Genomic DNA, 20,968 nt, shown 5'->3' on the forward strand with positions numbered 1-20,968 from the left:
GCAGTGGCATGCGTTAACTTATCGAGGGGTATTCCGAGCGTGACCTCATCGACTTAACACAAAAGCAAAGAACTTTAAAAAAACGGAGCCAGTTTCCCGGCTCCGTCAGAGTATTCTTTTTAGCTTTATTGGTACTTATATTTTGAGATCTCACAGCTGCCTGTGTTTCTGTCAACCTTGAATGAGAAAGCCGCTGAGTGGTATTCCCTTCCATCGCTCCAGATCGTTTCACCGAAGATTTTGCATAGTTCCAAATCACTGATTGAGCCAAATTTTTTAACGTGTCTAATGACTGACAAAAACTTGATTCTTGTCGTATTAGAACAATCCATGTTACTTAATCGATTGATAGCCATTTTCTAGCATCATCTCCAGCTAAAATGTGATTTATGTTAAATTTTGTTAACGGTCTTAAATTACCCATAAACTGGTCGAAAGTAAAGCATTATTGTGATCTATGTCTCTATACGTTTATTCGTTTGTTTGAAAGCTTCTCGTTTGTTCGAAGGCGTCATTTCAATGTGAGCAGGTTTAATTGGATACATTTGTAATGTAGTTTATTACTTTAACTTCCCAGCCATGTCGATTCGCTAGAGTGAGATATTTTCGGGCTAGGATGCGGTATTCTTCCAGTATTTCGAGCGTGTTGGTTAAATACCAGTGGGCTGAAATTTCATTCGCTTTGGAGCCCTTCTGTTGGCAAAAGAAAACAACCTGCTTCCATTTTTTAGCGATATTTTGCGAATCCTCTATTAAAGCGTTGATAGAACGCCACATTTTGACAAATTCTTGCTGTTGCTTTTTAGATTTGACCAGTTGCTTCTTTAAACTGACCTGATTGGAAGGTGTTTGCCAAAGAATGACTAGCTCATCCATCGAGAAGGTTTGTGAGAACAGTTGATGTTCGTTGTGTTCTTTCAACCTCTCATTAAACAAAGTTGCATGTTGATTGTAGTTGGACTCTAAGCGGTTGAATTGGGTAAGATTGGCATGCCACGATGCGTGATCGCATTGAGCGATCGCCATGGTTGGAAGAGGCAGTAGTAATAATATCCATATTAACTTATTTATCATTGCTTTCACGATAATGGTTTTGCATCAGTTATGTGCCTTCTGTCAGTATAGTTGTGCATCGACTTTGTAAATAAAGAAAAGGAATAGAAGATGAAGAAAGCTCTGATCGCATTTGTCGTATTGCTTCTTATCGGGGGGGCAGGTGCTGGGTATTACTTTTTCTTTATGCAGAAAGGCGAGCCAGTTGTTGAGCAAAAACAAGAACCACAACACCCGAATAAGCCAGAGAAAACGTCGAAACCGATTTTGGACCTCGAGTCAGTTCCTGAAATCACCGAATATTATGTCATTGAGCAACGTATTGATGTACGTAACAAGCCTAAACAACGAGCTTTAATTGTTGATACTCTCTACAAAGGCGAGAAGGTCAGTGTACTTGAGAAAGTTGATGGTTGGTTCAGATTGTCGGATTACATAGTATATGAAGAGGGTGGAGAAGAAACGGCAGAATGGGTCGACTCTAAAGGATTGTCTGATGCTGAGCCCATTATAGAAGAGAATGAGCGGTTGGAAATCCTAGACAGCTACTTACAAAAATCAGACGATCTCAAAACGCACCTCGACATGTTCCGCAACAAAACTCAACAGTTGCTTGATGATGAGACGTGTGACCCAAGTGATTTTGACGAATTAGGCGGTTGGGTACGCTCAGTGACCTACAAGAAGCGCAATGTATATTTCATCTACTGTGGTGGGTTAGACCAAGAAAACAAGATCTATCTAGATGTCGATAAAGGCGAAATATTTTATCGGTGAATATCGCTAGGCCTACGTAGCAATTGCCTTCCGTGTTTGAGAACAGAGATTTATAACTTTTTAGTTGTTAAGCATAAGCATTAGGAATACTATCAGCAAGCTGAGTTGAAGAACTCGGCTTGTTTTGTATTAAGTGAGCTATCATGCCTTGGACTTTCGTTAGAAAACTGTTTTTGTTGCTTTTTGCCGTGGCTTTATCGCCACTGCAGGTTTCGGCTGCGCAAACAGAACAGAAATCCTTTTTGCCTCATTTCTCTAAGTTGTTGTCATTTAAAGTCGGCAACAACCCTACGTCGGGTGCGTCGGTGGACTTTTCGGAATTTACTGAGAAAAACACACCGTCTCCAATTTCTGAAAGTTATGTTTTCCGAGATTCGTTAGCCATCTTTAGTTCTCTACGTTGGACAGCACATCTCCGTGGGAATGTTGATGATGAACACATTGATTTCGTTGGCGATTTAAAAGCGCCTTTTTACGCTGACGTAGGTTTTGCTTATAGCCTGATTAACATCCGTTGGCGTCAAACCAGATCTGTGTTTAATCACTTCACTAGCGATCATCGCCTCTCGGGTTGGAAAGAAACTAACGCTATGTACGTAGCACTCAATAACCAACTCTCTGCTTAAAAATCATCATTTGCACACTTTGTGCGGCCCTAACACGACAACTTTTCAAAAGCGCAGTTAACGCTTTAAATTCGACTACCTGCGTATTTTTCAGGTCATTGTCGTGTCTTAAATCTAATTTATTTAAAACTTCACTACCCAGTGAAGGGATTATGTTTACATGAAGAAAACACCAACAAAGAACAGAAAAGTGCTGAATCATTTTTCAGCATGGAAATACGTCGTACTTATAACGACCATTATCATTTTAACCTTCAGCGCTATCCCGACTTGGTTTGGTGAGCAACCGGCTATTCAGGTGACGTTTGCTGACCAACATGAAAGTGCGATGTCATTGGCTCAGCTTGACCAATTGCTGAAAACGCATCATATCTCTGCGTCGAAACTCATAGAGAAAGGCGGTAAGACAACCATCGTTTTTGATGGCGAAGATGCACAGAGTAAAGCGCGTACATTGCTCAACGAACAACTAGATAAAGATGCCAGTATCACGTTTTCTTACGTTTCCGTTGCACCTGAATGGTTGAATGAAATGGGTTTTAGCCCGATCAAACTTGGCCTCGATCTTCGTGGTGGGGTTCAATTCCTGCTCAATGTGGACGTGGATAAAGCGTTCGAAGAACAACGTGACGCTTTGGTTGATGAGATCAAAGCAAACCTTCGTGAAGAGCGTATTCGTGGCGTCCAAGTTCGCGCAGAAGGGCAAAACCACATTGCAGTCAAAAGTGAGAATGAATCGGGCCTTAAAGCAGCGAGCCAGTTTATCCATCAAAACTACCCTGGTTGGACAACGAAAAGCTCAGATCGCGGGTTTGAGCTTCAACCGAGTGAACAAAATATTCAAGAATTCCAAACCACGACTCTTCAACAAAACTTGAAGATCATGCGCGGTCGTATCGAAGAACTGGGTATTACAGAAGCGCTAGTTCAACGACAAGGTAAAGAGAGTATCCGAATCGAGCTTCCTGGTGTTCAAGATCCGGCACAAGCGAAAAATGTTATTGGTGCAACAGCAAGCCTTGCCTTCCATGAAGCCAAAGATGCCGGCCATGCGCAAAGCAGCCAAGATCTTGTTTTGAAAGATAACGACGGACGCACAGTTACCTTAGCGAAACGCCCAGTACTTACAGGCGAGCACATAATAAACGCGCGTGCTGGCGTCGATAAAATGGGTATGTCCGAAGTAAATATCTCTCTAGACCACGCGGGTGGTAAAAAGATGAGTGACTTTTCTGCAACGCACATCGGCAAACCAATGGCGACCGTATACCGTGAGTACAAAACTGACGAACGTGGTATGACAGAGCGCAGTGAGCGTGTCATTAGCGTCGCAACCATTCAGTCTCAGCTTGGTAGCCAATTCCGCATCACAGGTGCGGGCAGCATGGATGAGGCACAACAACTTGCTTTGCTTTTACGTGCAGGTTCACTTACCGCACCAGTGACGATTGTTGAAGAACGTACAATTGGTGCTTCTTTAGGTGCGGAAAACATCCAAAACGGTTTTGCAGCTCTAGCGCTCGGTATGGGTTTAACGTTGACATTCATGGCGCTTTGGTACCGTCGCCTTGGTTGGGTTGCGAACGTGGCCTTATGTGCAAACATGCTTTGTTTACTGGGGCTGATCGCTTTGCTTCCGGGGGCTGTACTAACGCTACCTGGTATTGCAGGCTTGGTTCTGACTGTCGGTATGGCGGTGGATACCAACGTAATTATTTTTGAACGTATCAAAGATAAAATGCGTGAAGGTCGCAGTTTCGCTCAAGCGATCGACCTAGGCTTCGATAGCGCGTTCGCAACTATCCTTGATGCTAACATCACCACCATGATTACTGCAGTGATTCTATACGCAATTGGTAATGGTCCAATCCAAGGGTTTGCGCTGACGCTAGGTTTAGGTCTGATGACCAGTATGTTTACTGGCGTATTTGCTTCTCGTGCAATGATCAATTTAATTTGGGGCCGTGATGGCCGTCGTGATGTGAGGGTTTAATCATGGTCGAAATGTTAAAACAAAATATCCGTAAGATTCGTTACTTCACGACTGCTGTATCGGTAGTACTAACGATTATTGCTTTGGTTGCTCTTGGTATGAAAGGGCTTAACCTAGGCCTTGACTTCACTGGTGGTATGGTTACTGAAGTGAAAGTCGATACACAGTTAACGAATCAAGATTTGCTTGATGCACTTCAACCTAAGCTTGGTGAATCAACGTCAGTCACACGGTCAGGTGAAGAAGGTCGCTGGGTAATTCGTTACTCTGCGCCAGTGGAAGGCCATACATTACCAAGTGTTGCAGATGTACTTGCGCCGATATCACATCAAGTTGATGTCGTTAGCAACAGCATTGTAGGTGCTCAAGTAGGACAAGATCTGTTTGACCAAGGCGGTTTAGCTTTATTGATTTCTGTTCTGACTATCCTTGGTTACTTGTGCTTCCGCTTTGAGTGGCGCTTGGCGAGTGGCTCGTTGTTCGCTCTTGCACACGATGTGATCTTGGTACTTGGTTTCTTTGCGATGACACAAATGGAATTTAACCTAACAGTGTTCGCGGCTATTCTAGCGATTCTTGGTTACTCGCTGAACGACTCGATCATTATCGCGGACCGTATACGTGAGTTATTGGTCGCGAGGCAAAACTGGAAAACAGAACAGATTAATGATGAAGCGATATTGGCGACGTTCTCTCGCACTATGGTGACTTCTGGTACGACTTTGATCACCGTCAGCGCGCTTTGGATTATGGGTGGCTCAGCACTTGCTGGGTTCTCGACTGCGATGTTTATCGGCGTACTGTCAGGTACGTGGTCATCTATCTCTATTGGTACGATGCTTCCAGAATGGTTGAAACTAGAACCAAAACACTATCTACCCGTAGAGCTCGACACTGCACCATAGTACTCGGTGTGTAAGGTCAAAGTGCTTGCGCCACTCAAGTTGAGTGGCGCTTTTTTATCTGGAGAAACGAGATAGAAAACAGAAGAGGGCGTTATTTGACTCTCATCAGTCGATGTTTGACTGAGCCCAAATCAAACTCAATAACCTGGGAGTGTTTCATGGATTCTACTTTGGTGAGCATTGAATCTTTGTAGCCTTTGTTTTTCATCCACTGTAGCGGCTCAGTAAAGCTGTCTTCATTGACCACATAAGATTCTCCCTTATGTTTACCAGCGTAGACGTTTACTACCCACACGCGGGCTTTGAAATCCAATATACCAGCGATGGTTCGCTTCAATTGACTAAACATGTTTTTCATTGTTAAAAACTTCTATCAAATGGATGTCTCTAACTCATCAATAACCAAACACCCACACCCATCATCAAAGTGCCAGCAATACGGTTCATCAAGCGGACATTTTTAGACTGCCCAAGTATACGTTTTAACCCTTTCCCACCAGTGGCGTAAAGCGACATGCAGATGAACTCAAATGTTAGAATAATTGAAATCAGTAAGATGAGTTGAGGGGTAAGATCTTTATTTTGATCGATAAAAGGAGGCAGAAGCGAAACCATAAACGCCCAACCTTTTGGGTTCGCAATTGCGGTAACAAATCCTTGCAGGACTAAATCCCAGTTGCCATTGGTCGGAATGTCAATATTCTCAAGGTTGATAGCCAGTTTTCCTCGTGAGCGCCACATTTCAACACCAAGATAGAGAAGGTAGCCACTGCCAATCAACTTAAGGGCAGTAAATAGCCACGGATAACTCAGCATTATCGCAGCAATCCCTATTACCGCAGAAACCGAAACCAGAGCCACACCGACGAGTTCACCCGCCATCATCCAAAGGGTTCGACGATACCCGATACTCATTCCTAACGTTAAAGCAAGAGTCATACACATACCAGGTGTGATTGATACAAAAAAGAATGTAGGAATGAACATGCTTAATAAAGTGGCATTCATGGGTATTGCTTATAATGTAATTTGTAAGTTAGTTGTCAAAGATAGTGTAAAGTGATGTTCAATGCTATAGCAATGTACCCTAGAGGTGCTTGATGCAGTTTCTCCCCTGAGCATGCCATTGAGCCAATGACAGCGTCAAACAACTTAGAAAAAGCTTGCCATTCCCTCTTTGGTTTTTAGAACTCGAATCCATGACAACGCTCTGAACTCTGCATCTTAAACTCACTTGGACACACTTCAGAAAAACCCAACGTTATTCCCGTTAAAATAGTCTGCTATTTAATTAAAAAGTAATACTAGGTAAATAATTCCGACATGTTAATGTGAATTCGTAAAAATAATAAAGCTAGAAAATGATCTATACTGTTATGAATTTATAAAATACAAGTTGTTTTTTGATATTATCATTTATTTTTCTAGATTTCTTATTTATCAATAAAGGTTATTCTAATTGTTAAGATAAACAGGCTGGCATGATTAAATGATATATTTGACATTTAGTGGTAGGAAATTGTGAGAGATTTTATTTAGTTACAAAGTTGCGGGTTGTTAGTTAAAAGAGAAAGTCTCCTCAAAGTACTTATAAATGTAACGTTGTAGCTTTCCTTTTAAGTGTCTGATTTGAAATAAATTTCTCTCCTAGCTGACCGATTTGTTTTTATTTTTATTTCCAGTTAACAGTGACTTAGATTAAATTAACGTTCTTATAACATTTCATTCTGAATGAGACCTAAATCAATCTTATGTAAATGAATTATATTTTTATTTGAAATGTAATAATTCTAGGTTAAATTAAAATAAGCAGTAGCAGAGTGTCCTCTGCTATAACGATATATTAGTTCGCCAGTTGGCGGAGTAAATTCCCAGTTATTGTTATGCTTTTTTAATGCTGTTAAGAATGGAGTCTCTTAATGAAGAAAGTCGCTTTGATCACTGGATCAAAAGGCGGGATTGGTTCAGCAATTTCCTCTCAATTAGTGAATGATGGTTACCGCGTTATTGCAACGTACTTTACTGGCAAGCATGCGTGTGCGTTGGAGTGGTTTAATGAAAAAGGGTTTACCAATGATCAGGTGCGCCTTTTTGAACTAGACGTAACAGACACGGCTCAGTGTGCTGAGAAGCTGGCGCTTATTCTCGAGGAGGAAGGGACAATAGACGTTGTTGTCAACAATGCCGGTATTACACGGGATGGTGTGTTTAAAAAAATGATGGCTCAAGCTTGGAATGATGTAATTAATACTAATCTTAATAGCTTATTTAATGTGACGCAGCCGCTTTTTGCCGCAATGTGCGAAAAAGGTGGTGGTCGCATCATCAATATCTCTTCTGTGAATGGTCTCAAAGGCCAGTTCGGACAAGTGAATTATTCGGCAGCGAAAGCAGGCATGATCGGTTTCTCCAAAGCGTTAGCTTATGAAGGAGCTCGCTCTGGTGTCACTGTCAACGTGATTGCACCAGGATACACCGGAACTCCCATGGTTGAACAGATGAAGCCAGAAGTACTCGAATCGATCACGAATCAAATTCCAATGAAGCGTTTAGCAACACCAGAAGAGATTGCTGCTTCAGTGAGTTTTTTGGCAAGCGATGCTGGCGCGTACATAACTGGCGAGACTTTGTCGGTGAATGGCGGCTTATACATGCACTAAAGGAGTATTGATGATGGAAAAAGTGTTTATTGTTGCTGCAAAGCGCACTCCGATTGGTGCGTTTGGTGGAAGCCTCAAAAATACCTCGGCAGGCAATCTTGCTGCGATAGCAATAAAAGGTGCCCTAGAGGCAGCATCACTGCCAGCCGATAAGGTTGACGAAGTGATAGTAGGCAATGTTGTATCTGCCGGCCAAGGTATGGGGGTTGGCCGCCAAGCGTCAATGTATGCCGGTATCCCAGATTCTGTGCCTGCCTACGGTGTCAATATGGTCTGCGGTAGTGGTATGAAGGCTGTGATGGATGGTGTTTCTCATATCCGAAGTGGCGATGTAGAAGTCGTGGTTGCTGCGGGTGTGGAGGTCATGTCACAAATTCCTTTCATCGTGCCAAGTACTGTGCGTGACGGTAACAAAATGGGCAACATGGAGTTGAAAGATCTCCTTATTTCTGACGGTTTGACGGATGTTTACAACCAATATCACATGGGCGTAACGGCAGAAAATGTGGCTAAGGAAGCGGGTTTATCGCGTCAACAACAAGACGAATATGCACTATCAAGCCAGCAAAAAGCGGTGGCAGCGATTGAAGCAGGCAAATTCAAAGACGAAATTGTTCCTGTAGAAGTCAAGCAACGTCGTGAAACCCTCGTATTTGATACCGATGAATACCCAAAAGCAAACGCGACACTAGAAGGTTTGAGCAAGCTACGCCCAGCGTTTGACCGCGAAGGTACAGTAACTGCAGGCAATGCGTCAGGCATTAACGACGGTGCAAGTGCCATCATTTTAGCATCAGAAAGTGCGGTTCAAGCCCACGGTCTGACGCCAATTGCTGAAGTGGTGAGCTACGCTCAATCAGGTTTGGATCCGAAGATTATGGGGCTTGGGCCTGTGGAGTCAGTGAACAAGGCGCTACAAAAAGCCGAGCTGAAAATCAGCGACATTGATGTTTATGAATTGAATGAAGCCTTTGCCGCGCAAGCGCTAGGGGTAATTCAAAAACTGGCAGAGACCAACCAAGTACCAGTGAGCTCAATTTATGATAAGGCCAACTTTAATGGCGGCGCGATTGCATTGGGTCACCCACTCGGTGCGTCGGGGAACCGCATTTTGGTTACCTTAGTGCACGAACTTAACAAACAAGACGGTCAATACGGTGTTGCTTCACTTTGCGTGGGCGGTGGTATGGGCACGGCTGTGATTGTAAAAGCAGTTAAATAGTTATTTAAACAAACATTTTTCTAGGAGATAAACCATGTACACTGATTTCTTTAAAACTTTTAGCGATCAAACTGAAAAGAACCTTGAACCGTACTTGAAATTCAACAAACTAGTAACAAAGAACGTCGAAGTTCTTACTGAACTGCAATTGAACGCAATCCGTACCTACAGCGAAGTCGGCCTAAATCAAATGAAAGCGGCTTCAGAAATTCGAGACGTGACGTCTCTTACGGCCTTTAACAGCCAGCAACTTAGCGTTCTGACTAAACTTTCTCAGCAGATGATGGATGATAGTAATAAGCTGCAAACCATTGCGAAAGAATTCAAAGAAGACGTTGAGAAAATGACTTCGGAAAATCTAAAGACGGTTACTCCTGCGTAATACGTCAACTTATCGCCGCCCTAATTTTGGGGCGGCGTTGTTTTTCCGAATATAGGAGTAAGAGTATGTTTCAACACTTCTTTTCGGACTATCTTGTAAAGCTTCAGGAAACCAATCAACAGTGGTGGCATGAATTTGAAGCGAACAAGACAGTCGCAAATTCCCCTTTGAACAAGGCCATGCAAGAAGTGAACTTTGAGGACACAGCTAAGCTTTTCGAACAAGTGGCGAACCAACCAGCTGCAATCTTGAAACTACAAGCAGAGTGGTGGGAGCAACAGCTTCAAATATGGCAGAATGTGGCGCTAGCAGGCAATCAAACACAGATTATTAAAGCAGAAAATGGCGACAAGCGTTTCTCAAATGAAGCTTGGCAACAAGAAGCCATGTACAGTTTTATCAAACAATCTTATTTGTTATTCAGCAAAACTTACTTAGACACACTCGATTCTATTGAAGGATTGGATGAGAAAACCAAAGAGCGCATCACCTTCTTCTCTCGCCAAGCCATCAACGCACTTTCTCCTTCAAACTTTATCGCGACCAACCCTGAACTGCTAAAGCTAACCCTTGAGAAAAATGGTGGGAATCTACTGACAGGGTTAGAGAAATTAAAGGAAGATGTGGAGTCGAGCGCGGATATTCTCAAAGTCCGTATGACCAACAACAATGCGTTTCGTGTGGGTGATGACGTTGCAACGACCGCTGGCGATGTCGTGTTCCAAAATGAATTGTTTGAGTTGATTCAGTACCGTCCTTTGACCGAAAAAGTCAATGCGACACCGCTACTGGTTGTGCCACCTTTCATTAACAAGTACTACATTCTAGATCTAACGGCTAAGAACTCGATGGTTCGTTGGATGTTAGAGCAAGGTCACAGCGTATTTATGATGTCATGGCGCAACCCAGGTAAGGACCAAGCTCGTATTGAGTTTGGTGACTATGTAACCGAAGGCGTCGTGAAGGCAGTGACTGTAATTGAAGACATTACAGGTCAAGAGCAGATCAATGCCGCGGGTTATTGCATCGGTGGTACGGTTCTGGCGAGCACTGTGGCATATTATGCCGCCAAGCGTATGAAGAAGCGTATTAAGTCAGCAAGTTTCTTTACTACCCTGCTTGATTTTTCTCAACCCGGAGAGGTGGGGGCGTACATCAACGATACGATTATCAGTGCGATTGAAGTGCAGAACAATGCTAAGGGTTACATGGATGGCCGCTCGTTAAGTGTGACGTTTAGCTTGTTACGTGAAAATAGCTTGTACTGGAATTATTACGTCGATAATTACTTGAAAGGCAAAAGTCCGGTCGACTTCGACCTCCTTTACTGGAACAGTGACAGTACAAACGTAAGTGCGGCTTGTCATAACTTCTTGTTACGAGAACTCTACCTAGAGAACAAGCTAGTCCAAGACAAAGGTGTGAAGATCGGTGGGGTGTGGATTGATCTGAACAAGATTAAGGTTCCAAGTTATTTCGTCTCTACCAAGGAAGATCATATTGCATTGTGGCAGGGCACTTATCGAGGCGCTTTGAAAACTGGTGGAAACAAGACGTTTGTGTTGGGTGAGTCGGGACACATAGCGGGTATCGTTAATCATCCTGCAAAAAACAAATACGGCTATTGGCTAAACGACAACCTTGATGACTCGGCAGATGAGTGGTTTAACAACGCGAATCATCAAGAAGGCTCTTGGTGGATGCATTGGCATCAATGGCTGTTGCAATTCAACCCAGAAGAGCAAGTTGAGCCTTTCCCTGTTGGTTCTGAGCAGAACCCAGTGATTGATGAAGCGCCTGGTCAATACGTAAAGCAAGTTTTGCCTATTAAAGAATCCTAAACTGCTCCTCACGGCAGTATCACTTGGCGGCCTACTGATGGTCGCCTTTTTTATTTGTGATGTTTGAGGGTAAAGCAGGCAAGGAGACTTGAGGGTTTCTGAATGTGACTAAGAGGGGGAGCTTTTAAGGCCTCCTAGTGGTAAGGATTGTCTAGGATATAAAGAAAAACGCCAAGCAAATGCTTGGCGTTTTCCGTCAACGAAATAGGCAAGATGTCAACTGGTTTGAGGTGGTTTAGACCTCTTTATCCTTGCCTAGTGAGAGTAGCCATAGAGAGATTGCTGCTACGCCGATAAAGCCGGAAAGAATAATGACTGGCATTGCACTGTATCCAAGGAAGTGCCAGATAAAGGATTCAAGGTTACTCATTGTCTGTATTTCTCCTTATTGCCAGCCTTCAACGCCGTGCATGTCAGGCAGTTTATGTGCGATACCCTTGTGACAATCTACACAAGTTTTGTCGCCTGATGCCAACGCTGTAGAGTGCTGCGCTGAGGCACGTTTACCTTGCTGAGAGTAGTCCATGTAATCGAACTGATGACAGTTACGACATTCAAGAGAGTCGTTTTTCTTCATACGCGCCCACTCACGTTTGGCAAGGTGCTCACGACGTGCTTGGAACTTCTCTGGTGTATCGATGGTTTTCGTTACGAAGTGTGCAAACAGCTCTTTAGATGCTTGAACTTTACGAACGATTTTATCAGTCCATTCATGCGGTACGTGACAGTCTGAACAAATCGCACGAACACCAGAACGGTTCGAGTAGTGGATCGTTTCTTGAATTTCAGCGACGATCGGAGCGTGACAGCCTGAGCAGAATTCCTCTGTGTTGGTCGCTTCCATCGTCGTGTTGAATGCTCCCCAAAACAGAAGACCACCCGCAAATCCTAGGAATAAAACAATACCAGCAGCGGCTTTACTTGGACTCGACAGTCTTTTCCAAAACGCTTTAATTATTTTCATAAGTAACCTCTTAGTATCCGCGTTTCAATTACTGAAGCGAATCGACTGCCTTAAATTCATTTTCCACGAGTGGTTGACCATTTGTTTGTGGAACGTGACATTGTAAACAGAAGTAACGACGTGGTGACATATCTGCCAGAACCGCGTCTTCACGGTTAATGTAGTGCGTTACGCTGATTTTGGTCGCCCCTGCATCTTTCGCATTTTTCCAGCTGTGGCATGCTAGGCATTTGTTTGCGTTTAAAGACACTTCGTAGTTTCGGATGTTATGCGGAATAAGCGGTGGTTGGTATACATAGCTACCTTCAACGATTTGATCTTTCGGAAAGTCTTTGAAGTCATCAGCAGGGCGAGTGTCCTCGAGTTGTGTACTGCCACGCAGCGAGTCTAGACCGCCTGTGCCGCCAGGATTATCCAGTTCAGCTTTTGCAATGCCTGTTACCAAAGTACTTACAAATAAAAGTGCGATAAGATATTTTTTCATCATTTCGTCTCTGCCATATGGCGTAAATTCTTTTTAGGCCGCCGAGTAGACGGCCCTTGCATTCGCTATTTGACGGTTAAGCGATTTTCGTGATTTTGACTGGGCACTTTTTAAAATCTGTTTGTTTAGACAGTGGATCAGTCGCATCAAGTATCAATTTGTTAATCAGAATACGGGCATCAAAGAAAGGTACGAATACCAAGCCCTCTGGCGGACGATTACGACCGCGAGTTTCAACGCGAACGCGTACTTCACCACGTTTGTTTGCAATCAGAACTTCTTCACCACGACGAACGTTACGTTTTTTCGCATCAGCAGGGTGCATATAAACCACCGCGTCAGGCACCGCTTTGTAAAGTTCTGGTACACGACGAGTCATAGTACCTGTGTGCCAGTGCTCAAGAACACGGCCAGTACACAGCCATAAGTCGAACTCGTCGTTAGGTACTTCTGGTGGCGCTTCGTATGGCGCAGAGATGATTCTCGCTTTACCATCAGCATTGCCATAAAAGTCCCAATCAGATCCTACTTTTGCATATGGGTCAGATCCTTCTTTAAAGCGCCATTGTGTCTCTTTACCATCCACAACTGGCCAGCGTAGACCGCGGACTGTGTGGTAAACATCGTATGGTGCCAAGTCGTGACCATGACCACGACCAAAGGTGGCGTACTCTTCAAATAGACCTTTCTGTACGTAGTAGCCAAAATGGTGAGCATCGTCGTTCAGCTCACGGGCTTCATCGATAGAAAATTTGTCTACTTGACCGTTTTTGAACAGCACGTCGTACATCGTCTTCCCGCGGTACTCCGGTGCTTTTACGAGTAGCTCTTCTGGCCACACTTCTTCTATCTTGAAGCGTTTTGAGAACTCCATCACCTGCCATAGGTCAGATTTTGCATCGCCTATGGTTTCTACTTGTTGATACCAAGCTTGAGTACGACGCTCTGCATTACCGTAAGCACCTTCTTTCTCGATCCACATCGCGGTAGGAAGAACGAGGTCAGCAGCTTGGGCAGTTGCCGTTGGGTAAGGGTCAGACACAACGATGAAGTTTTCGGGGTGACGATAACCAGGAAGGCGTTCAGAATTAATATTCGGCCCCGCTTGCATGTTGTTGTTGCATTGAACCCAGTAACAGTTCAATACGCCATCATTGAGCATGCGATCTTGTTGTACTGCGTGGAAACCGGGTTTCGGTGGGATAGTGCCTTCTGGCAGTTTCCAGATATTTTCTGCGATCTTGCGGTGTTTAGGGTTGGCAACCACCATGTCTGCTGGGAGGCGGTGAGAGAAGGTACCAACCTCTCGAGCTGTGCCACACGCTGATGGTTGACCAGTGAGTGAGAATGGACTGTTACCTGGAGTGGAAATTTTCCCCGTGAGTAAGTGGATGTTGTAAACCAAGTTGTTCATCCACACGCCACGAGTATGTTGGTTCATCCCCATCGTCCATAGCGACATGACTTTGGTGTTTGGGTCCGCGTATTGCTTCGCCAGTTCGATCAGTTTTTCTTTCTCTACGCCGGAAATTTCGGAGGCTTTCTCTACCGTGTATGGCGCTACAGACTTCTTGTACTCCTCAAAAGAGATAGACGTCAGCTTGCCAGAATTTGGGTTCTTGGCGGTTTTTTGTAGCGGATCATCGTCGCGTAAGCCGTAACCTATATCGGTATCTGCTTGAGCGAAATTGGTGTGTTTATTCACGAAATCCCAATTTACCGCATCGTTTTGTATGATGTAGTTTGCAATGAAGTTAGCGATTGCGAGGTCAGACTGAGGGGTAAAAATGTAGCCGTGGTCTGCTAACTCAAATGATCGGTGGTAGTAGGTCGAAAGTACGTTCACTTTTACGTGTGGGTGGCTGAGGCGTCGGTCAGTAATGCGAGTCCATAGAACTGGATGCATTTCTGCCATGTTCGAACCCCATAGAACGAAAGCGTCTGCGTTCTCGAAGTCATCATAGCAGCCCATCGGTTCATCAATACCAAATGCACGCATGAAACCGACTACCGCAGATGCCATACAGTGACGAGCGTTTGGGTCAATGTTGTTAGAACGGAACCCCGCCTTCATCATTTTAGATGCTGCGTACCCCTCCATGACTGTCCATTGGCCCGAACCAAACATACCTATGCTTGTTGGACCTTTCTTATCTAGAGATGTTTTCCACTTTTCCGCCATAATGTCAAAGGCAGTATCCCAAGATACAGGAGTGAAGTCGCCGTCTTTGCTGTATTTGCCATCTTTCATTCGCAGAAGAGGTTGAGTTAGGCGGTCTTGACCGTACATTATCTTAGAAAGGAAGTAACCTTTTATACAATTGAGGCCCTTGTTCACTGGTGCTTCCGGATCGCCTTGGGTTGCCACTACTTTTCCGTTTTGTGTACCAACAAGAACGGAACACCCTGTACCACAGAAACGACAAGGTGCCTTGTCCCATGTGATTTTTGTCTGATCAGAGATCGCAATCAGATTTGTAGCAGAAGCGGGTAATGTAATACCTGCGACGGCTGCCGCTGATGCAGCCGCGTTTGCTTTCACAAACGCACGTCTTGTCATTTTCATACTTCACCCTTGGTTTGGGAATGTTGTGTTCCAGTGCCTTTTTCTTCGGTTTCTTCAAAACCAGTTTCGAATTGGTGAAAAACCAGTGCTGTGTTTAAGACATTCGGTAAATTATTAATCGAGTCGATAGTGTCGGTGATGAAACCTTGGTTCTCAGTTTCTAGCACCACCACGATTTTGCCTTCTGGACTGTCACCATAGATTTCCGCGTTTTCGTACGCTTCAATCTGGGTTTTTACCTCAGCAAGATGTTTGGGCAGAACATGAACTACCAGACTCGAAATGTGCACTTCGTTTAGTGACATACATCTCTCTCGTTTTATCGCCTTTCGCACCGTTTATTGACGGCTAGGCTGTTATATTGCTCACATTGATGGATGAAGTTGGGCACACTGAAACACAGGCACCGCAGCCGTTACATTCATCCAGATCTACATCGGGTTGTGCGACTTTACCCAGCTCCAATTTGAACTTAATTGCTATCGAGTCACACAGATCTCCACAGCATCGGCATTCGACATTTTGCTTTGTTAAACAGCTGTCATTGATGTTTGCCTTTACCTGCCAAGGGGGAGCTTCTTTTGTTAGAAAAAGCGGTTCTGGGCAAGCCTCAGCGCATTTGTAGCAAAAGGTACATTCATCAATAGAAAAATCGACGGCGGGAAAGCCTCCATCACTTTTGGTTATAATCTTGGTGTCACAGCTCTCGATGCATTTACCACAACGAGTGCAGTCCTCTGTGAATCGAATTGGCTGAGATAGCCAAGGAAGAGGTGATGATCTGTCCGATTGCGTTTTGCGTGAAAAAAGTCTTCTTCTATAAATATCAAACACTTAATTACCTCGGAGATTGAAGCCTTAAACAAGCACTGCACTTAATGTTATTCATAAATTGTCATTTTTATACATTAAATTGTAGTTTTTGACGTATATGTATAAATACCTCTTAGGGGGTAATTGGGGGGCTTTGTTGCTTTAGATCAATAAATGCAGACGCAGGTGATCACATATTGGTAAAGTTGGAAGATAATGCGTGTTTTATTGTACATATCGAGACAAGCATGCCTCTCAAACGAGCGGAGTTCAGAGTTGTTTAAAAATGTGAAAAAATCAGTAACACGCACAATCGCATCTGCTCTGATGTTGATTTTGCTTCTTTCAGTGGTGACGACTGGTTTTGCTATCTTCACTCTTGCGTCAAGCCTTAATGATGCAGAAGCCGTAAACGTTGCGGGCTCAATGCGAATGCAGAGCTATCGTTTAGCCCATGATATGCAAAGTGAGTCTGTGGCTTTTTCCTCACATATTGACTTATTTGAGCAGTCTATTTACTCCCCTTCGATGTTGGCGTTGCAACATTGGTCAGTTCCAGAAGATATAACTAAAGACTATTACCGACTTATTCTTCGTTGGCATGAACTTAAATCAGTGTTAAATAGCCAAGACAGAGACAGATACCAGGAGCTAGTCGCTGGTTTTGTTCAACAAATCGATACTTTTGTATTTAAGTTGCAGGGCTATTCAGAACAAAAGCTGATCAACTTAGCTTGGGTAGGGGGGATAGGGTTAGGCGGTATTCTTTTTGTCAGTATGTTCGTTGTCCATTTTGTGAGGCTAGAAGTTGTCCGGCCGCTCCGTGCACTGGTATTAGCCAGTGAACAAATTCAAAACCGATCGTTTAATGTATCACTCAATGTTTCGAGTGATAACGAAATGGGGATTTTGACAACTGCTTTCAATCGGATGGCAAGTGACCTTGGTAAACTCTACCGTGGTTTGGAGCAAGCGGTTGATGAGAAAACTCGTAAGCTGCGACACGCCAATCAATCGCTTCAGGTATTGTACGACTCATCGAGAGAGCTCACGGCTTCAAGAATTCATCAAGAAAATTTCCAAGCGATCTTGCGGCATATTGCTAGTTTGGAAGGTATTCGTGCTGCTAAGCTCGAAATATCTCAAATAGGCGAGCCAAACTGGATACTCACTGAAGGGGAAGAGTGTGGTCATCAATGTGACAGTGAATGTCATACAAAAACATTGATGATTGACGGTGTACACTTGGGTTATTTGTATTGGAAAGCGGGCTTACCATGTCCAAATGAGTCTGTCATTGATAACTTTGTTCAAATATTATCTCGCGCAGTTTATTACAACCAAGCACAACGACAAGCAGAGCAACTGCTTCTAATGGAAGAACGCGCGACTATCGCACGTGAGTTACATGATTCATTGGCTCAGGCGCTCTCATATTTGAAGATTCAAGTATCACTACTCAAAAGAAGTGTGGGTAACATTCCGGGCGACAAATCCATTGAACAGACCAACCAAGTGATTGCTGAATTGGATACTGGATTATCGGCGGCATACACTCAGTTAAGAGAGCTTTTGACGACATTCCGTTTGACAATAAAAGAAGGCAGCTTTGGTCAGGCGCTGCAAGAGATGGTTTCGACGCTTGATGATCAAACCGCAGCGAATATCTCACTTCACAATGAGCTCTCCTCAACAGAATTAGATGCACACCAACAGGTTCATCTACTACAGTTGATAAGAGAAGCGGTGATAAATGCGATCAAGCATGCTCAGGCGAACAATATAAAAATTCAATGCCTCGACGCAGATGGGAAGGTTACCGTCACTGTCAAGGATGATGGTATAGGGTTTGAGCAGCAAGATGAAAAATTAAATCATTATGGCATGAGTATTATGCAAGAGCGTGCGAAAAGGTTGCGTGCTGAGTTGCAGATTGAAACGGCAAAGAATGACGGCTGTATGGTAAGACTAGAATTTCAACACAGTAAGGAAGTAAACATTGACAGTGTGTAAAGTAATGCTGGTGGACGATCACCCACTCATGAGACGTGGTGTTCATCAGCTCCTTAGTTTCGAACCTGACTTTGAAGTGGTGGCAGAGGCGAGCAGCGGTGCGGATGCCGTTGCCAAAGCGCATGGACTTGATCTGGATCTTGTGCTTCTCGATCTAAACATGAAGGGCATGTCTGGACTAGATACGCTGAAGGCTCTGCGTACGGATGGTTGTGATGCTCGAATCGTTATTCTAACCGTATCCGACAGTCCTGCTGATATCACTGCTATTGTACGGAGTGGCGCGGATGGCTACCTATTGAAGGACACGGAGCCAGACGAATTGGTCGGATTACTCAAACAGGCACACAAAGGGGATAAAGCATATAGTCAAGCGATAGCAGAATACCTTATCGCGAATAAAGGGCAAGAAAACGTATTCGATACGCTGACCGACCGCGAGACTCAGATCTTAAAAGAGGTCTCACGTGGCTATAGAAATAAGGAAATTGCCGAGCATCTATTTATCTCAGAGTCCACCGTCAAAGTACATATGAAGAGCTTACTCAAGAAGCTAAAAATGCCTTCTCGCACGGCAGCGACGGTACTTTATTTAGAACGGTTTGGGGAAATGAAGTAAGGATCAGTGACTGACTTTCAAAATGCGATATGCAAAAACCGCCCAATTATGGGCGGTTTTATTTGTCAGGGCGAATCGAGTATAAATCACTGTCGTATTTACCGCACTCCAAGTAATAGTGATGCGCCGCCCTTTTATCCTTCGCGACGACATTCATACGGTGTATTTTTCCCTCTTCAAAATAACGAATCTCATACTTCACACTCGTATCAAGTTGTTCAGCAGCAGCCATGCGACTCCTCCATTAACTGTCCAGATGTTGTTTCAATAATATCATTAATAAAATCGAGCAATATTTATGCCATTTTAGTTGGCGTGTGCAGTTCAATATTTGTTCTGAAAATGCGTGCTCACTCACTTTTTTGCTGATAGTCGTGATAAGAAGTGACCTCCGTGCTCTATATACTCTATAAGTGACAATACTCTTTACTAGACTGACGATATTTTGCCGTAATAACGAGTTATCTAGAATGAGTATAGGACTTAATCAGTGGAAAAGGGAATATGGTTCAGTTATGGAATTAAACAGTGTGCCTAATAAAGCAGTCCGATATGGATGTATATTGATATCCATTTTAGTGTTACTTGGGTGTACCAATAAGTTCTTATATCGTAATCTAGACTGGCTCGTGATTGAATATGTGGACGATTATGTCTCGTTAAATGGAGACCAGGAGGCATTACTTGAAGCGCGTATATTATTGTTAGCAGGTTGGCATAAAAAAGACGAATTACCTTTATATATCGATCACTTAAAACAATTAGAAACTCTCAATAAAGACACCGTTACTTTGGGCGTATTGCAATTAAATAGACAACAAATGATAGGGCACTATCAGCGCCTAGTCTCAAAAGTAGCACCAGATCTCTTTTCGCTGAGCATGCAGCTTAGTAGCCAACAACAAGCTGAGTTTGTTAAAAATGTAAAAGAACGTTACAAAAAAAGGAATGAAAAATATGCAGGGAAAACGGAACAAGAGCTTAGAGAAATTGTCCTAGAGAATACAGAAGAGTGGATGGAAGATTGGCTTGGTAAATTATCAGTTCAACAACAATTACGAGCTAAACAGCTTTCTCAAGCTATTGTCATAAATACTGTATTGTGGCGTGATTATCGCTCATCAATAATTCAAGAACTCGAATACCTTTTCGAAAATAAGAGTAACAGCGTGGTTTATCAGCAAGTATTCATGACACTCTTATTTGAGCCAGAAAGCTATTATAGTGATCAACTGACTAAAAATATCGAACATAATATTGCTTTGACGGATCAATTTATCTTGGATATTTCTCAAACAATGAATGATAAACAGTGGCGGCACTTCCATAGAAAGGTCCGCGAATGGCGAGAGCTTGCTGAAGATTTATTGAAATAATTGCCGATAAAACAAATCATTAATGTGAGTGCCACTTTACATGTTGCGAGCGTTGAACTCGCCAAAGAGAACGCAAACAGGTTATCGCCATGAGCTTAGATGTAAACCCAGACACTAGGTTAGGTCTGAGTTTAACCATAAATGTCGTTGTTAACGTTTAAAAGTGGAGAGTAAGCGTTCAACGTGCACTTTTCTCTTCCATTTGCTCTATTGGCAGCCAGTTTACTTCTACACCAGCTTGAGCAAACATGTCCTGACTGACCTGGATTTTGTCGCCCCAACGAGATAAGAAATCATCAGATTGTACAGGGCAGCTTACACGTGAAATCCCCGTTTGGATAATTTTCGCCGCGCAGTTTGGACAAGGGAAGTGAGTAACCCAAATCTCACAACCATCTAAGTCACGTTTCGAAAACAAAATGGCGTTCTCTTCTGCATGGAGTGTTTTTAGGTATTTCAGTTCACGCTCGTCAGTATCGACGCTGTCGGATACGCCGTGCGGATAGCCGTTGAATCCAACAGAAACAATACGGTTTTGTTTTGTGATTACTGCACCAACTTGTGTCGAAGGATCTTTACTCCATGACGCAACAAGTTCAGCCATCTGGTAGAAACGTTTCTCCCATTTAGAAATCATACTTATCCTCTGACGAAAGCTTTAACTTATCTGCATG

The 20,968-nt window shown here is 43.5% G+C and carries 23 protein-coding genes; 11 read left to right on the forward strand and 12 right to left on the reverse strand.

The window, feature by feature from the left end:
* Nucleotides 1-125 precede the first annotated feature (125 nt).
* Both AND4_RS20560 and AND4_RS01045 read right to left on the reverse strand, forming a co-directional pair.
* Nucleotides 126-356: a hypothetical protein gene (locus tag AND4_RS20560; RefSeq protein WP_083796250.1), complete on the reverse strand. Its 231-nt coding sequence runs from the start codon at nt 354-356 to the stop codon at nt 126-128.
* A 175-nt stretch (nt 357-531) separates the two neighbouring features.
* Nucleotides 532-1,074, reverse strand: a complete 543-nt coding sequence (locus tag AND4_RS01045; protein WP_009841011.1) for a hypothetical protein — start codon at nt 1,072-1,074, stop codon at nt 532-534.
* 90 nt (nt 1,075-1,164) lie between these two features.
* Here AND4_RS01045 and AND4_RS01050 point away from each other — a divergent pair, with 90 nt between their 5' ends.
* The 4 genes from AND4_RS01050 to secF all read left to right on the forward strand — a co-directional run bounded on the left by AND4_RS01050 (nt 1,165) and on the right by secF (nt 5,354).
* Entirely contained in the window at nt 1,165-1,830 is a 666-nt protein-coding gene (locus tag AND4_RS01050; RefSeq protein WP_009841012.1) for an SH3 domain-containing protein, read from the forward strand.
* A 143-nt stretch (nt 1,831-1,973) separates the two neighbouring features.
* On the forward strand, nt 1,974-2,456 hold the full coding sequence (locus tag AND4_RS01055; protein ID WP_009841013.1) for a hypothetical protein: 483 nt from the start codon (nt 1,974-1,976) through the stop codon (nt 2,454-2,456).
* Nucleotides 2,457-2,616: 160 nt separating this feature from the next.
* Complete coding sequence (gene secD, locus AND4_RS01060) at nt 2,617-4,449, forward strand: protein translocase subunit SecD (RefSeq protein ID WP_009841014.1); 1,833 nt, start codon at nt 2,617-2,619, stop codon at nt 4,447-4,449.
* Between the two features lie 2 nt (nt 4,450-4,451).
* Nucleotides 4,452-5,354: a protein translocase subunit SecF gene (gene secF, locus AND4_RS01065; RefSeq protein WP_009841015.1), complete on the forward strand. Its 903-nt coding sequence runs from the start codon at nt 4,452-4,454 to the stop codon at nt 5,352-5,354.
* A 91-nt stretch (nt 5,355-5,445) separates the two neighbouring features.
* Here secF and AND4_RS01070 read toward each other — a convergent pair whose 3' ends face one another.
* Together AND4_RS01070 and AND4_RS01075 are read right to left on the reverse strand one after the other, a co-directional pair.
* Nucleotides 5,446-5,712 (reverse strand): hypothetical protein, encoded by a 267-nt coding sequence (locus AND4_RS01070; protein ID WP_009841016.1) that lies wholly within the window; start codon nt 5,710-5,712, stop codon nt 5,446-5,448.
* A gap of 29 nt (nt 5,713-5,741) precedes the next feature.
* Nucleotides 5,742-6,362, reverse strand: a complete 621-nt coding sequence (locus AND4_RS01075; protein WP_009841017.1) for a LysE family translocator — start codon at nt 6,360-6,362, stop codon at nt 5,742-5,744.
* 911 nt (nt 6,363-7,273) lie between these two features.
* Here AND4_RS01075 and AND4_RS01080 point away from each other — a divergent pair.
* From AND4_RS01080 to phaC, 4 genes are all read left to right on the forward strand, one after another.
* Entirely contained in the window at nt 7,274-8,014 is a 741-nt protein-coding gene (locus AND4_RS01080) for an SDR family oxidoreductase (RefSeq protein WP_009841018.1), read from the forward strand.
* Nucleotides 8,015-8,027: 13 nt separating this feature from the next.
* Complete coding sequence (locus AND4_RS01085; protein WP_009841019.1) at nt 8,028-9,236, forward strand: acetyl-CoA C-acetyltransferase; 1,209 nt, start codon at nt 8,028-8,030, stop codon at nt 9,234-9,236.
* A 34-nt stretch (nt 9,237-9,270) separates the two neighbouring features.
* Entirely contained in the window at nt 9,271-9,618 is a 348-nt protein-coding gene (locus AND4_RS01090; protein WP_009841020.1) for a phasin family protein, read from the forward strand.
* Between the two features lie 65 nt (nt 9,619-9,683).
* A complete protein-coding gene (phaC, locus tag AND4_RS01095; protein WP_009841021.1) occupies nt 9,684-11,459 on the forward strand; it encodes a class I poly(R)-hydroxyalkanoic acid synthase in 1,776 nt (591 codons plus the stop codon).
* A 235-nt stretch (nt 11,460-11,694) separates the two neighbouring features.
* On the opposite strand, the gene AND4_RS19345 is transcribed toward phaC, so the two are convergent.
* The 6 genes from AND4_RS19345 to napF all read right to left on the reverse strand — a co-directional run bounded on the left by AND4_RS19345 (nt 11,695) and on the right by napF (nt 16,307).
* Nucleotides 11,695-11,829 carry a TIGR02808 family protein gene (locus AND4_RS19345; RefSeq protein ID WP_009841022.1) on the reverse strand — a complete coding sequence of 45 codons (135 nt, stop codon included), beginning with the start codon at nt 11,827-11,829 and terminating at the stop codon, nt 11,695-11,697.
* Between the two features lie 15 nt (nt 11,830-11,844).
* Nucleotides 11,845-12,423: a NapC/NirT family cytochrome c gene (locus AND4_RS01100; RefSeq protein WP_009841023.1), complete on the reverse strand. Its 579-nt coding sequence runs from the start codon at nt 12,421-12,423 to the stop codon at nt 11,845-11,847.
* A 28-nt stretch (nt 12,424-12,451) separates the two neighbouring features.
* Nucleotides 12,452-12,907, reverse strand: a complete 456-nt coding sequence (locus AND4_RS01105; protein ID WP_009841024.1) for a nitrate reductase cytochrome c-type subunit — start codon at nt 12,905-12,907, stop codon at nt 12,452-12,454.
* A gap of 76 nt (nt 12,908-12,983) precedes the next feature.
* A complete protein-coding gene (napA, locus tag AND4_RS01110; RefSeq protein WP_009841025.1) occupies nt 12,984-15,473 on the reverse strand; it encodes a periplasmic nitrate reductase subunit alpha in 2,490 nt (829 codons plus the stop codon).
* Nucleotides 15,470-15,778, reverse strand: coding sequence for a chaperone NapD (locus AND4_RS01115; protein WP_009841026.1), 309 nt, complete (start codon nt 15,776-15,778; stop codon nt 15,470-15,472). Before AND4_RS01115 ends, napA begins: the two co-directional genes overlap by 4 nt.
* Before the next feature lie 43 nt (nt 15,779-15,821).
* Nucleotides 15,822-16,307 (reverse strand): ferredoxin-type protein NapF, encoded by a 486-nt coding sequence (gene napF / locus AND4_RS19350; RefSeq protein WP_009841027.1) that lies wholly within the window; start codon nt 16,305-16,307, stop codon nt 15,822-15,824.
* A gap of 255 nt (nt 16,308-16,562) precedes the next feature.
* Between napF and narQ the strand changes: the two genes are divergently transcribed.
* On the forward strand, nt 16,563-18,299 hold the full coding sequence (gene narQ, locus AND4_RS01120; protein ID WP_009841028.1) for a nitrate/nitrite two-component system sensor histidine kinase NarQ: 1,737 nt from the start codon (nt 16,563-16,565) through the stop codon (nt 18,297-18,299).
* A gap of 4 nt (nt 18,300-18,303) precedes the next feature.
* On the forward strand, nt 18,304-18,918 hold the full coding sequence (locus AND4_RS01125; RefSeq protein WP_043991384.1) for a response regulator: 615 nt from the start codon (nt 18,304-18,306) through the stop codon (nt 18,916-18,918).
* Nucleotides 18,919-18,976: 58 nt separating this feature from the next.
* Here AND4_RS01125 and AND4_RS01130 read toward each other — a convergent pair whose 3' ends face one another.
* Nucleotides 18,977-19,150, reverse strand: coding sequence for a hypothetical protein (locus AND4_RS01130; RefSeq protein ID WP_009841030.1), 174 nt, complete (start codon nt 19,148-19,150; stop codon nt 18,977-18,979).
* A 283-nt stretch (nt 19,151-19,433) separates the two neighbouring features.
* On the opposite strand from AND4_RS01130, the gene AND4_RS01135 reads away from it, so the two are divergent.
* On the forward strand, nt 19,434-20,294 hold the full coding sequence (locus AND4_RS01135) for a DUF6279 family lipoprotein (protein ID WP_043991410.1): 861 nt from the start codon (nt 19,434-19,436) through the stop codon (nt 20,292-20,294).
* Between the two features lie 178 nt (nt 20,295-20,472).
* Here the strand turns inward: AND4_RS01135 and AND4_RS01140 are convergent, their stop codons facing one another.
* Entirely contained in the window at nt 20,473-20,931 is a 459-nt protein-coding gene (locus tag AND4_RS01140; protein WP_009841032.1) for a cytidine/deoxycytidylate deaminase family protein, read from the reverse strand.
* Nucleotides 20,932-20,968: the final 37 nt, after the last annotated feature.

The organism is Vibrio sp. AND4, assembly GCF_000171815.1.
GTDB lineage: Bacteria > Pseudomonadota > Gammaproteobacteria > Enterobacterales > Vibrionaceae > Vibrio.